This window comes from Larkinella sp. C7 (genome assembly GCF_006149005.1).
Classification (GTDB): Bacteria; Bacteroidota; Bacteroidia; order Cytophagales; family Spirosomataceae; genus Larkinella.
In genome coordinates, this window is sequence record NZ_VBSL01000003.1 from 154673 (window position 1) to 166717 (window position 12045).

General features: G+C 52.8%; 16 protein-coding genes. 11 read left to right on the forward strand and 5 right to left on the reverse strand.

From position 1 onward, the window contains the following. Positions 1-77: 77 nt before the first annotated feature. On the reverse strand, positions 78-1352 hold the full coding sequence (locus FH871_RS09025) for a dienelactone hydrolase (RefSeq protein ID WP_229317199.1): 1275 nt from the start codon (positions 1350-1352) through the stop codon (positions 78-80). Positions 1353-1634: 282 nt separating this feature from the next. Here FH871_RS09025 and FH871_RS09030 point away from each other — a divergent pair, with 282 nt between their 5' ends. From FH871_RS09030 to FH871_RS09040, 3 genes are read left to right on the forward strand one after another with little or no spacing between them, the layout of a single operon-like run. Beyond that, positions 1635-1982 (forward strand): ArsC family reductase, encoded by a 348-nt coding sequence (locus FH871_RS09030; protein ID WP_138991124.1) that lies wholly within the window; start codon positions 1635-1637, stop codon positions 1980-1982. 22 nt (positions 1983-2004) lie between these two features. Further along, entirely contained in the window at positions 2005-2406 is a 402-nt protein-coding gene (locus tag FH871_RS09035; protein WP_138991125.1) for a group III truncated hemoglobin, read from the forward strand. Positions 2407-2453: 47 nt separating this feature from the next. Beyond that, entirely contained in the window at positions 2454-3098 is a 645-nt protein-coding gene (locus tag FH871_RS09040; RefSeq protein WP_138991126.1) for a DUF2306 domain-containing protein, read from the forward strand. A gap of 12 nt (positions 3099-3110) precedes the next feature. Here the strand turns inward: FH871_RS09040 and FH871_RS09045 are convergent, their stop codons facing one another. Both FH871_RS09045 and FH871_RS09050 read right to left on the reverse strand, forming a co-directional pair. Next, entirely contained in the window at positions 3111-3251 is a 141-nt protein-coding gene (locus FH871_RS09045) for a DUF2256 domain-containing protein (protein WP_138991127.1), read from the reverse strand. Further along, entirely contained in the window at positions 3252-3896 is a 645-nt protein-coding gene (locus FH871_RS09050) for a flavin reductase family protein (RefSeq protein WP_138991128.1), read from the reverse strand. It lies immediately after the preceding gene. 146 nt (positions 3897-4042) lie between these two features. On the opposite strand from FH871_RS09050, the gene FH871_RS09055 reads away from it, so the two are divergent. After that, positions 4043-4627: a hypothetical protein gene (locus tag FH871_RS09055; protein ID WP_229317149.1), complete on the forward strand. Its 585-nt coding sequence runs from the start codon at positions 4043-4045 to the stop codon at positions 4625-4627. Beyond that, positions 4624-5619: an alpha/beta fold hydrolase gene (locus FH871_RS09060; protein WP_138991129.1), complete on the forward strand. Its 996-nt coding sequence runs from the start codon at positions 4624-4626 to the stop codon at positions 5617-5619. Before FH871_RS09055 ends, FH871_RS09060 begins: the two co-directional genes overlap by 4 nt. Before the next feature lie 68 nt (positions 5620-5687). Here FH871_RS09060 and FH871_RS09065 read toward each other — a convergent pair whose 3' ends face one another. Next, positions 5688-6377: a hypothetical protein gene (locus FH871_RS09065; RefSeq protein WP_138991130.1), complete on the reverse strand. Its 690-nt coding sequence runs from the start codon at positions 6375-6377 to the stop codon at positions 5688-5690. A 150-nt stretch (positions 6378-6527) separates the two neighbouring features. Here FH871_RS09065 and FH871_RS09070 point away from each other — a divergent pair, with 150 nt between their 5' ends. The 5 genes from FH871_RS09070 (at position 6528) to FH871_RS09090 (ending at position 10645) form a co-directional block, all read left to right on the forward strand. After that, complete coding sequence (locus tag FH871_RS09070) at positions 6528-7379, forward strand: aldo/keto reductase (protein WP_138991131.1); 852 nt, start codon at positions 6528-6530, stop codon at positions 7377-7379. A 143-nt stretch (positions 7380-7522) separates the two neighbouring features. Beyond that, a complete protein-coding gene (locus tag FH871_RS09075; RefSeq protein WP_138991132.1) occupies positions 7523-8512 on the forward strand; it encodes a 2-hydroxyacid dehydrogenase in 990 nt (329 codons plus the stop codon). Positions 8513-8637: 125 nt separating this feature from the next. Then, entirely contained in the window at positions 8638-9321 is a 684-nt protein-coding gene (pssA, locus tag FH871_RS09080) for a CDP-diacylglycerol--serine O-phosphatidyltransferase (RefSeq protein ID WP_306439233.1), read from the forward strand. Positions 9322-9370: 49 nt separating this feature from the next. Continuing rightward, complete coding sequence (purS, locus tag FH871_RS09085) at positions 9371-9622, forward strand: phosphoribosylformylglycinamidine synthase subunit PurS (protein WP_114408823.1); 252 nt, start codon at positions 9371-9373, stop codon at positions 9620-9622. Positions 9623-9643: 21 nt separating this feature from the next. Further along, positions 9644-10645 carry a 3-oxoacyl-ACP synthase III family protein gene (locus FH871_RS09090; RefSeq protein WP_138991133.1) on the forward strand — a complete coding sequence of 334 codons (1002 nt, stop codon included), beginning with the start codon at positions 9644-9646 and terminating at the stop codon, positions 10643-10645. 72 nt (positions 10646-10717) lie between these two features. On the opposite strand, the gene FH871_RS09095 is transcribed toward FH871_RS09090, so the two are convergent. Continuing rightward, complete coding sequence (locus FH871_RS09095) at positions 10718-11080, reverse strand: CoA-binding protein (protein WP_138991134.1); 363 nt, start codon at positions 11078-11080, stop codon at positions 10718-10720. A 360-nt stretch (positions 11081-11440) separates the two neighbouring features. Between FH871_RS09095 and FH871_RS09100 the strand changes: the two genes are divergently transcribed. Then, entirely contained in the window at positions 11441-12028 is a 588-nt protein-coding gene (locus FH871_RS09100; RefSeq protein WP_138991461.1) for an HNH endonuclease, read from the forward strand. The last annotated feature ends 17 nt before the right edge of the window (positions 12029-12045 follow it).

A 12045-nucleotide genomic window follows, 5' to 3' on the forward strand; every position in this document is an offset into this window, starting at 1 on the left:
GAATTAGCTATCTCAGAACCATCGAAAGTACGAAATAATTCATTCAAAGCCCTAATCTATCGTGGATTGCAACTTCATTACGGCTTGGCGTGCCGCATTTCCAGCCCCACCGACGTCCGGGGTTTAAAACCCGCCCACGGCTCGGTCGTGGCGGTTTCCGGCAGATCCAGGTACTTCGCGTAGTCGAGTTTCTTGAGGTGAATGCCCAGAAAGGCGGTGACAAAATGCTGGTTGATGTTGTTGATCCGGCGTTCGTTCCAGGCCGGTTCCGAAAAATGCTGGTAATCGTCGAGCGGCTGACCGGGCTTCAGCGTAGCCGCCGGGGGCGGGTTGGGGGCCACGTTGTGCCGGGCGTTGACGTAGGTCAGCAAATACCGGTCGGCGTTGACGGCGCCGTCGTAAATGGCTTTGATGCCTTTCTCGTAGCCCGAAACGTCGTCTTTGCTGCCGGCGACAAACAGCGTCGGCCCGGTCAGGCCCGCCAGTCCTTCAGCATCCCAGACACCCCGTTCCATCCCCCAGGGCGCAAACGCCACCGTGGCTTTGATGCGCGGATCAATCGTGGCTTTGTAGCCGGGATCGCTCAGGGTGCGGGTTTGCAGGGCCGTGCTGCCCCCCGCCAACTGACCGAAGAATTTGACGGCCTGGGCGCTATACCCGGCACCCATCACGTTGAGTGCGCCGTAGCCACCCATCGAATAGCCGATTAGGGCGGTATTGTTGGTATCGACCAAACCGCTCAGAAAGCTTTTAGCGGTTTTGGTACTCAGCCGCGCCATTTCATTCAGCACAAACAGGTCGTCAAGCGAGCGGTTGAGCAGGGTGCTCGGAAAACCGGCCAGATCCTGATACGTCGATTCGGTGTGGCCAATGGCGACCACGACGTAGCCTTTGGATGCCAGATTTTCCGTCAAGTACGTCAGCAGCAGCCGCGAACCCGGATATCCGTGCGACACAATAACCAGCGGAAATGCTCCTTGAGATCCATCCGGTTCGGCTTCGCGCAAGGCCCGGCCGCCAAAGGTGAACGGCACCAGCGGGCGTTTGGGATCGTTGGCGCGGCCCAGCGCGTCTTCGTAGGTGACGAGTTGCGGTTTCCCCGCCGGTATTTTGGCGGGATACCAGACTTCCACGGTTAAGGGCCGGTCATACAGCGGACTCTTGCCTTCTTTGGTATGCAGCACATCGACCTGCGCCGTGTGAATGAGTTTTAAGGTTCGAACACCGACGGCGTGGGGGCCGCGTGGGGCCAGTTCGGGGGCGTCGGGCAGGAGGTCACCGGGCAAAAAAGCGTCGGCGGTTGTTTGGGCTTTGGTCAGAACAGTAACGCCCAGGAGCAGGATCAATAGAATATTTTTCAAGGTTGAAAGTTGGTTTGTACGGAATTGGTTTATCCTGATGAAACGTTTCGTTTGATTAGCAGAAGAGGATATTAAAAAAAAATATCACCGCTGGTTGGTGATAAGAAGAATGAACAAATTTCATGATAAAGGAATCGTTTCTGTGCGGGGAAACCCCGTTGCGGTGGCTAGCTGAGTTGAACTTAAAAGAGAAATCCGGCGCCAAACTACTCTACAAAAACCGCTGATTACAACCCGCAAATTCGCTACTTTTGCGGCTCATAAACGCCATTCATGTACACCCTCTACGCCATTCCGAATTGCGATACCGTGAAAAAAGCCCGCGTCTGGCTGGCTGAACACGGCATTGCGTACCAGTTTCACGACTACAAAAAACAGGGCATCGACCGGAAAACGATTGAACACTGGCTGACGCAAAAACCGTGGGAAGAACTGGTGAACCGCGCCGGAACGACCTGGAAAAAACTGCCCGAGGCCGAAAAACCGACCCGGATGGAAGACGCCATCGCGCTGATGATCGACAGGCCATCGGTGATTCGCCGACCGCTGATCGAAGCAGAAAATCAGATTATTGCACTCGGGTTTAAACCGGAAGTCTACGAAAATGTGTTCTCAACGTAGTAACGTATAAAACCGGGAGTTGATGAGCAAACGAACGCTGGATTCACCGGAAGCCATCCGGTTTTTGGTGGATTCATTTTATGAGAAAGTACAGGCCGACGACTTCATCGGCCCCATTTTTACCGATGTCGCCCACGTCGACTGGGCGAAGCATTTACCCAAGATGTACGCCTTCTGGGAAAACATCATTCTGGGCAACGACGCCTATCACGGTCATCCGTTTCGTCCCCATCTGCTCATCAACCAGCAACATACGCTGACGCTCGACCATTTTGAGCGGTGGCTGACGCTGTTTTCGGAAACGCTCACGGAGCATTTCGAGGGAACGAATGCCGAGTTAACTCGCCAGCGCGCTACGCAGATTGCCTTGGTCTGGAACCATAAATTCGAGTACATCAACAACGATTCGCACATGGGCGGCTGATCAAGATTTGCAATCTGAACCTGCCACCCGTAATTTTCGAAAACACAATGCTCCTGAAAAGGCTCTTTAGCAAGGTCGCCACCGGGTTAGGGTATTTCCTGATTTTCGGCGTGGCAATCTATGCCCTGGCCTATTTTCTGCCGGGCTACCAACCCGGTTTTCTCAACAACAAACCGCTGGGCAACCTGTTCTGGCGAACGGTCTTCTTCACCCACGTTGGTCTGGGTGCTGTTGCGCTGAGTCTGGGGCCGTTTCAATTCTCCCGCCAACTCCGCCAGCGCCGGGTGGGGTTACACCGGCGACTGGGAAAACTCTACGTGTTCAGCATCCTGGTAGCGAGCGTGGCCGCATTCTGCGCAGCCTGGTTTGCCAGCACGGGCTGGGTGGCGGCTGTGGGTTTTGCCGGTTTGGCAATTGCCTGGTTTTACACGACGTTCCGCGCCTATCAGGCCATCCGTCGGGGCCAGATCCGCAGCCATCAGGAATGGATGTTTCGCAGTTATGCCGCCACCCTATCAGCGGTGACACTGCGGATCATCTTACCCGTCGAGCTAGCGGTTTTTCACCTGCCGTTTTCGGTGGCATTCCCGGTCGTAGCCTGGTTATGCTGGGTGCCGAATCTGGTTTTTGTGGAGTGGTGGATAACGCGAAGAAACCGGGCCAATACCGCCGATGTGGTCTGGAACGGTTGAATGCGCAGCGACTTATAACACGGTATTTTTGTTTCGTCGGCATCGTTCACTGCAATATTTCACCTCGCTCCAGACGGTTTCCCATTTTTTTCGCCAGCTAAACGGTCTTCCACAAACCACACAGATTTTTGTGGGTAAATCCTGCTTTTTCATTTAGTCAGTTTCTCCGGCGAAATTGGGCAGCGACTGCGGGCGGGCATACGGAAACTGGGCGATTTTTTCCAGTTTATAATAGCTGTTCAAGCCCGAAATGCCCACATCGTCAACGTGGCTCAGATCAATATGTCCCTGCTCATCGACGGCTTCGTCCGGCACGATCAGATGCTCGATTTCGCCGATGATCAGCATTGTATTGTTGGCTTCAATCGGAATGCCCTGCAAAAACTTCATACCCAGTTTCAACTTGCTTTCTTTCACAAAAGGCGCTTTAAAACCGGAAAGGTATTCTTCCGTAAAGCGGCATTTGTCAAACTCCGACTCGTCGCGTTTGAATTTTGCGGAGGTGTAATGGGCCTGTTCCGCAAACGATTCGTGAACGTGGTTGATGGTGTAAAAACCATTTTCGAGAATGTTTTCGTAGGTATGCTGCCCCGCTTCCCGGTCGGGCCGCAGGATGAACCCCAGCAGGGCGGGATTGCTCCCCAAATGAATCACCGAACTAAAAATGGCCAGATTGGATTGCCCTTCGTTCGAAACCGATCCGATGAGGTTGGCCGGTTTGATGCCGGTAACGGAGTTGATGATATTCAGACGTTTGATTCGTTCGGTGGTTTCTAGGTCTGCTCTGGTCAGGTGCATAATCGGTCTGGTTTTTAAAATAGCCCGTCAAAGGTAGGACTCGTTTGGCGTTTTCTGTCGCCTTCTGATCGTTTTTTCGCATCTTCTGACACCTTGCATCTGCATCCGATCAGCGACCTTTACAGCTTGATAAACAACACCATACCATGAACATGAAACATTACACCAGAACCGGGCTCCTGCTGCTGGCGGTTTTTGTCGCCCTGCCCGGCCCGGAAGCCAGCGCCCAGCAACTGCGGGTGGCTTATTTCGGCGAAACCGTCACCCATTACGGGCTAAAAGTGGCCTACGAATACCCGCTCATTTCCCGCATCAAAGCCCGCAATTCGGCGCGGAAAGAATTCCTGTTGACACCCGGACTGGCGGTTTACAATCACCCCGACAACCACGTGGGGCTCATCCTTTCGCCCGAACTGGCTTACCAGCGGACGGGTCGGCGGGGTGGCACCTTTGAAGTCGGGCTTTCCAACTCGTATTTCCGGTATTTTCTGGCGGGAAAAACCTTCGAGGTCGATGAAAACGGCGGTTTTCGGCGGGTGAAAATGGCCGGTCGCGGAGCTTATCTGCCAACGGTTTCGGTCGGTTTCGGGCGCGATCTGTCGATCCGGAAAAACCGCTCACTCGCCTGGTATGCCAAACTGAATCTGATGCAGCAACGGCCCTACAACGCGTCGACTTTGATGCGCTTTGGAATCGAATGTGGTATTCGCAAACCCTTGAAAAACAAATGAAAACGCTCTATAAATACCTGTTCCTATTGGTGGCGGTTTCGCTCATTGCCTGCGAAAAAGACGACGCAACGACGACCGACCGAACGCTTTATTTACGGCACAAAGGCGCGGATATGCCCATCTGGGTGCGCGGCAATCTGGCGTCGAACAAACTGGTTCTGTTTCTGCACGGCGGTCCCGGCGACTGCGCCATGTGTTACCGTCATTACCTCAAAGGACTGGAAAACGATGTGGCCGTGGCCTATTGGGACCAGCGGATTGCCGGGTCGTCGTCGGGAAAAGTGGATGTGAAAACGTTGACTTACGAGCAGTTCGGCGAAGATGCATATTACGTTGTGAAGCTTTTGAAAGAGCAATATCCCAACACCCAAATTTATCTGGTGGCGCATAGTTTCGGCGTGGAACTGGCGTGGCAATTTCTGACGACAAACGATAACCAGAAGCTGGTCAGCGGGTTGATCGCGGTTAACGGTACATTTTCGACCTACCGCTGGCTGGTGCAGATGCGGGAGTGGGTACTGCGTGAAGCCCGTCGGCAGAACAATACTGCCATCGAGCAGTACGTTCAGGCCCGGCCCGTAACCGCCGAGAATCTGGGAACCTATGAGTGGCCCGAGCTTTACAAACGAATGCTCGACCTGGACGGCAATCCGGTTTCGATTTACGACGATAAGAAGTTTGTCATCAATTATTTATTTGCCTCACCCAACACCGCTCTGGCCCAGTTCTCGCATCCGAAAGCGTATTCGGAATACGGCGAAACGACCATCCGGGGGTATGACCGGAGCGCGTTTCTGAAAAACATCCAGATTCCGGTGGCCTTGTTCTGGGGCAAAAAAGATGGCGTTGTTCCCATCGAAATTGGCTACGAAACCCGGGATTTGCTGACGAAAACCGCGCCGACGTTTGTTACCTTCGACCAATCCTACCACGAGCCGTTTATATCGGAAACCGACCGGTTTGTGGCAGAAGTGTTGAAATTTGTCAGGTAAAAAGTCAGCCGCCTGATCGGAAAATACGCTCTCGATCAGGCGGCTGACTTTTACCACAAAACCGCCTTTCAATCCATTTTGTAGCGAATCGTGGAAATGTAGCTGATCTTACCGTCTTTGAAATGTACCTGAACTTCGTCCATCAGGCCAGCGCCGGGATTATACGTGAAATACCACTGTGGCGATTGGCGCATGGCTGGATCATAGGCCGCAGCGAGATTTTTTGTCAGGAGTGAGATGCGCTCAAATTTATTGGCATACGCACGCACCGCTCTGATTTTGACAAGTTTGGTATACAGCGAACCCGTGGCGTCTCCGAGCCGGATAGAAGAGGCCGCTTGTAAGTTCGCAGGCCACTGCGAGAGCTGTCTGCCACTGTTCAGATAAATGCTTTTAACCTGATCGGCTTCGATGGTGATCTGAACACCGGAGTCGGTTCCCTGGTTCTGATCCAGCAAAATGTATTGGTAGAGAGGAAGGCGTTCACGCAACTGCGCAAGGTCCGACGTGTTATTGCTGACGACGTTTAAAAAGGTAATGCCCGTGGTTTGCCGGAGGGTTTGAAGCCCGGCATACGCTTTTTCAGCCTCATCGTTGATCGTCAGACCGAGGTAACTTCCACTCGCAATGCTGTCACGGCTCAGGATGACGGCTGGTGGTGGGCACACGGTGACGGGCTCGGGTTCGACCGAAGGGTCTGTTAGGCAACCGGTGAGAAATAGGAAGATAAACAGGGTCGAGAGTAGGGTATTTTTCATTGGATCGGGGAAAATTGAGGTCATATCAGATAGACGGACTCCCGGTTTTGTCGTTTGGTTGGAAGGGTCACAGACTAATTTTTCGCCCTGAATTGGAACGCGAACCGGATTGATCTTGTGTTGTGGTGGAATGAATCAACAAACCATACCATGAGCAACACAACAGAACAAACAGCATTAACTTTCAGACTGGGGGGCGATCTGGAAATCAACCGGTTGGGCTACGGCGGCATGCAACTGACCGGTTTTGGGGTGTGGGGCGATGCGCAGAACCGCGAAACGGCGAAGGCGGTTTTGCAGAAAGCGGTGGAGTCGGGCGTGAATTTTATCGATACGGCGGATTCCTACGGCCCGCATACCAATGAAAAACTGATTGCCGATGCCCTGCATCCGTATCAACAAGGACTGATCATTGCTACCAAAGGCGGTTTTGACCGAACCGGCCCCAATCAGTGGGTGACCAACGGCGACCCGGATCACATCCGGCAGGCGATTGACGGCAGCCTGCAGCGGCTGAAACTGGAGCGCATCGACCTCTGGCAACTTCACCGGTTTGACCCCGACATCCCGGTTGAAGAAACCCTCGGCCCGGTCGTGGAAGCCGTTCAGGCGGGGAAAATTCGCCATGTCGGTTTGTCCGAGGTGGGCATCAAGGAGATTGAGCGCGCCGAGAAAGTGTTGCCGATCGTATCGGTCCAGAACCTGTATAACCTCGGCAACCGGAAGTGGGAAGCGGTTCTGGATTACACCATTCAACGCGGCATGGCGTTCATTCCCTGGTATCCACTGGCGTCCGGGCCAAAGAAACTGGCCGCCAAAATTCGGGAAATCGCGGAAAAACACGAGGCCACAACGGCGCAAATCGCCCTGGCGTGGTTACTGAAACGGTCGTCCAACATCCTGCTGATTCCCGGAACCAGCTCACTCGATCACCTGAACGAGAATCTGGCCGCCGACCGGATTGTGTTGTCGGACGAGGATTTTGCCGCTTTGTCGGCGTGAATCGCAGCCCGTCCGGTTGTTGGGCTAGGCGAACGACTTTGCTCACAAACCGGGATTTTGGCAATCAGGGTCATTGGTCGAAGTGATGAAAGTCATGCGGCATCCAGGCTAATTACCGTACTTTTGCATAAAATCCAGGAGCTATGAAAATTGCCTTTTTCAGTACAGCCGCTTACGAACGGGACTGGTTTATCCGGTACCAGGCGCACCATACCATCACGTTTATCGACGAGATTCTGACCGAACAAACCAGTCACCTGGCCAGCGGTTACGAAGCGGTTTGCGCGTTTGTGGAAGATGATTTGAGCAAACCGGTTTTAGAATCGCTCCGATCGCTGGGCATTCAGTTGGTGGCCATGCGTTGCGTGGGGCTGGACAATGTCGATCTGGAAGCCGCTGACGAACTGGGCATAACGGTTTTACACGTGCCGGGCTATTCGCCCTATTCCGTTGCCGAACATGCCGTTGCGCTGCTGATGGGGCTGGTTCGGCACATTCCGCAGGCACACGAGCGGGTTTTGCAGGGCAATTTTTCGATCAATGGGTTCACGGGACAGGATTTACACGGAAAAACCGTTGGCGTAATCGGCACGGGGCACATTGGTCAGGCTTTTTGCCAGATCATGCTGGGATTTGGCTGTCGGGTGCTCGCGTTCGATATCAAACCGAATCAGCCGCTGCTCAACGCGGGCGTCCGCTACGTTGCCCTGCCAACGCTCCTGGCCGAATCCGATGTGATCTCGCTGCATTGCCCGCTGAACGCCCAAACCCGGCAGCTTCTGAACGCACCGGCTCTGTCGCAACTGAAACCGACGGCCATTGTGGTCAACTCCAGCCGGGGTGGGCTGGTCGATACCGCAGCGGTTCTGGATGCGCTGGATGCCAATGCGTTGGCCGGATATGCGGCTGATGTGTATGTGAATGAGAAGAAGTGGTTTCACCGGGATTTTTCCGGCCAGCCCATCACCGACGACCTGCTAAACCGCTTGCGGACGCACCCACGGGTGTTGCTGACGGCCCACCAGGGATTTCTCACCGAGGAAGCCCTACAGCAGATTGCCCACCGGCTGATCCTTCAGATTTCGTTCTACCAGAACAGTCGGCAGGAAGGCATCAGCAAAATATCGATGTGACCGGTTTCTGAAAACCGCGCACACCGATTCGTTTTTCTTTCGGCCAAAATTTGAGTTGACAACTCTCTCGTGTAGCTTTACACCATCGTTTTCGGACGAGCGTGTTTCACTTAGCCATCACATCCATTACGAAATTGCTTCGCCACCTGCCCAATGCCATGACCTGCGGCAACCTGCTGTGCGGTTGCATCGGTTTGGTAATGACCCTGCGCGGCCATTCCGACACGGCGGCCTGGCTTATTCTACTGGCTGGTGTGCTCGATTTTGGCGACGGTTTTGTGGCCCGGCTGGTTCATGCGTCGGGGCCGTTTGGGAAAGAACTGGATTCGCTGGCCGACGTCGTTACGTTCGGCGTTTTGCCGGCGACGATGGTTTACCAGGCCCTGTGGTCGCTGGGATTCGGAAACTGGTCGTATCTGGCCTTCACCATTGCGGTTTTAGCCGCCTTGCGACTCGCCAATTTCAACATCGACACCCGCCAGTCCGACCAGTTTATTGGTTTGCCGGTTCCGGCCAACACCATCTTCATTGCGGCATTTCCGCTCATGGCTCACTACCAGCCGCAATTTGCTTTTCTGTGGCAAAACCCCATCACGCTGTTTCTCCTGATTGTTTTCTCGTTCATGATGGTGGCCGAATTGCCCTTGCTGGCGTTCAAATTCAAATCCTTCGGCTGGCGTGAAAACCGCATAAAATTCAGTTTTCTGATCGGATCAGCGTTTCTGTTGTTATTTTTGCACTTCGCAGCCGTACCGCTGGTGATCGCTTTATACATTTTGATCTCATACTTTGCTAAAAACAAGCCGTGACGGATTGAATTTTAACCCCTAAATTCCGCACTGCTGATCTGCTTCAAACATGAAATACGTTGCTGAAATTGACATAATGCCCCAGAAGGAAATTCTGGATCCACAGGGCAAAGCCGTAAAACTGGGACTGCACAACCTCCACATCGATTCGGTGGGAGATGTCCGGATTGGCAAACACATCCGCCTGGAAGTCGAAGCGGAGTCGGAGGAAAAAGCGAAAGAAACGGTCGATACGGCCTGTCGCCAGCTGCTCGCCAATCTGATTATGGAAGAATACACGTTTTCGATTCAGGGCGTGTAGTCAGCCTCCCATTTCCTTTCTATGACCTATTCCACCATCACCGGTCTGGGATTTTACGTTCCCGAAAACGTCGTCACGAACCAGGATCTGACGCAATACATGGATACGTCGGACGCGTGGATTCGGGAACGCACCGGGATTGAGCAACGGCGGTATTTTACCTACGGAAAAGACACCAACGCCAGCATGGCTGCGGCTGCTTCCCGCATGGCCATCGACCGGGCGGGTTTGCAAACGACTGACATTGAATTGATTGTCTTTGCGACAATCACGCCCGATTATTTCTTCCCCGGCTCAGGTTTCCTGATGCAGCGTGAATTGGGGCTGGAGGGCATCGGCGTCATCGACATCCGCAACCAGTGTTCGGGCTTTGTGTATGCCCTGTCCATTGCCGATCAGTTCATCAAAACCGGCATGTACAAAAAGGTGCTGGTGGTGGGTTCCGAAATTCAATCGACCTGGATCAACAAAAGCAACCAGGGCCGGGGTGTGGCCGTCATTTTTGGGGATGGCGCCGGAGCCGCCGTTTTGCAGGCCACCGACGATCCGGAACACCGCGTTCTGTCGACCCACCTGCACGCGGATGGACGTTATGCCGAAGACCTCTACGTTCGGGATCCGGGCAGCAGCCGACCTTCGCGCGCGGCCACCAAAGAGATGGTCGACGAAGGCGGTTTTGATGTCGTCATGAACGGCAACGCGGTTTTCAAACACGCCACGGTGCGGTTTGCGGAAGTGATCAATGAAGCGCTAAAAGCGAACGGTTATGGCCCCGAAGACATTGCGCTGCTGGTGCCCCACCAGGCCAATATCCGCATTTCGGACTACGTTCGCCAGCAACTGAAGCTGCCCGCCGAGAAAGTTTACAACAACATTCAGCGGTATGGCAACACCACAGCCGCATCTATCCCCATTGCTCTGACCGAAGCCTGGGAACAGGGCCGCATTCAACCCGGCGACGTGGTTTGTCTGGCGGCTTTCGGCAGCGGTTTCACCTGGGCCTCCGCGCTGATAAAGTGGTGAGAGAGAATTATATGAGTTAAGAGTTAAGAATCAAGAGTTAAAAGTGAACTCTTAATTCTTAACTCATAACTCCTAGTACTGCCCGGTGGCCAGCATTACCAGCGTACAGGCTTCGATGGGTTCGATGCCCTGCTGTTGCAGGTCTTTCTCAAAAGCCGGGTTCTCCGTTCCCGGATTAAAAATCACCCGCCGGGGTTTCAACTCTTTGATGTATTCGTAGAAGCCCGTCTGGTTTTTGGGCGAAACGTAGAGGGTAACGGTATCAATATCTTTCAATTCCGGTTGCCCGGTCTGAATGGGATTACCCCGAACCGTTCCCGACCGCAGACCGAGTAATTCGACGGCGTGGCCATGCTGCACCAGGCGATTGGCGGCCTTGTTGGCATAGCGCTCCGGGTTTTCGGAAGCCCCAATGACTAATGTTTTGCTTTTCATTACTACATTTTTTATTCGACTCTTCCCAGAAAACTATCGGGACAGCAGTTTAGTTTCTATTTCAAATCCTAATCCGGCCCTACTGCGTATATACCATTCCGGCCACTTCATCTCTATTGTTACTTTTCTGATCGACTTGCTATGCCAAAAATTGTGCCTATATTTGTTTAACAAAAATTGAAAAATGTTAAACAAAATAAAATTTGTGGGAACGATTAAGTTTTACTAAATTGTTCTCAACTTGTCTATTTCAATGAATTATTGACACTTTTAACCATATTTCATTCCCGGCTTCCCCGTTTATTTTGTTAATTGTTCATTCAACAAACATACCCGATGACTAACCGAATTAGCCTAAACATGCCCGAGAAAAGGACCAGCAATTACTGGAATGAGAAATGGGTGGCGATCAACTTTGAGGGAGTTGAAAACCCGCCCCGCTATGAAGTTTCGAATTACGGCCGACTGAAGAGTTTTCAAAACGATCCGAAGGATGGCACGCTCATCAATGGATCGATCATTCAGGGTTATCGTTCACTCAACATCCGTACCGGCGGCAAAACGATCAACCGGTATTTTCACAAGTTGATCGCCGAACTGTTTCTGAACCGCGAAAGCCCGGAGCAGAAGTACGTCATTCACCTCGACCACGACAAGAAAAACAATCATTTTCAGAACCTGAAGTGGGTAACGAAAGAGGAAATGATTGAACACAACCGCACCAGCCCGAACATCCTGAACCGCGAAATTCCGCGCCGGACCCGGAATTATAAACTGACCGAGTCGAAGGTGAAGATGATCAAAAAGTTATTGAAGAATGAGAAGAACCGCCTGAAAATGATCGCCAAGCAGTTTGGCATCACACACACCCAACTGAACCGGATCCGTTCGGGTGAGAACTGGAAGCACGTTACGATTGACGATGACGTTCCGAGTGAGAAAAACTAAAGGCGGTTTTTCGCTTT

What these genes read in the sequence shown, in the direction of transcription:
- FH871_RS09030 (WP_138991124.1), top strand. Translation starts at nt 1,635, where the DNA reads ATGTACACCCTCTACGCCATTCCGAATTGCGATACCGTGAAAAAAGCC.
- FH871_RS09035 (WP_138991125.1), top strand. Translation starts at nt 2,005, where the DNA reads ATGAGCAAACGAACGCTGGATTCACCGGAAGCCATCCGGTTTTTGGTG.
- FH871_RS09040 (WP_138991126.1), top strand. Translation starts at nt 2,454, where the DNA reads ATGCTCCTGAAAAGGCTCTTTAGCAAGGTCGCCACCGGGTTAGGGTAT.
- FH871_RS09045 (WP_138991127.1), bottom strand. Translation starts at nt 3,251, where the DNA reads ATGAAAAAGCAGGATTTACCCACAAAAATCTGTGTGGTTTGTGGAAGA.
- FH871_RS09050 (WP_138991128.1), bottom strand. Translation starts at nt 3,896, where the DNA reads ATGCACCTGACCAGAGCAGACCTAGAAACCACCGAACGAATCAAACGT.
- FH871_RS09055 (WP_229317149.1), top strand. Translation starts at nt 4,043, where the DNA reads ATGAACATGAAACATTACACCAGAACCGGGCTCCTGCTGCTGGCGGTT.
- FH871_RS09060 (WP_138991129.1), top strand. Translation starts at nt 4,624, where the DNA reads ATGAAAACGCTCTATAAATACCTGTTCCTATTGGTGGCGGTTTCGCTC.
- FH871_RS09065 (WP_138991130.1), bottom strand. Translation starts at nt 6,377, where the DNA reads ATGAAAAATACCCTACTCTCGACCCTGTTTATCTTCCTATTTCTCACC.
- FH871_RS09070 (WP_138991131.1), top strand. Translation starts at nt 6,528, where the DNA reads ATGAGCAACACAACAGAACAAACAGCATTAACTTTCAGACTGGGGGGC.
- FH871_RS09075 (WP_138991132.1), top strand. Translation starts at nt 7,523, where the DNA reads ATGAAAATTGCCTTTTTCAGTACAGCCGCTTACGAACGGGACTGGTTT.
- purS (WP_114408823.1), top strand. Translation starts at nt 9,371, where the DNA reads ATGAAATACGTTGCTGAAATTGACATAATGCCCCAGAAGGAAATTCTG.
- FH871_RS09090 (WP_138991133.1), top strand. Translation starts at nt 9,644, where the DNA reads ATGACCTATTCCACCATCACCGGTCTGGGATTTTACGTTCCCGAAAAC.
- FH871_RS09095 (WP_138991134.1), bottom strand. Translation starts at nt 11,080, where the DNA reads ATGAAAAGCAAAACATTAGTCATTGGGGCTTCCGAAAACCCGGAGCGC.
- FH871_RS09100 (WP_138991461.1), top strand. Translation starts at nt 11,441, where the DNA reads ATGCCCGAGAAAAGGACCAGCAATTACTGGAATGAGAAATGGGTGGCG.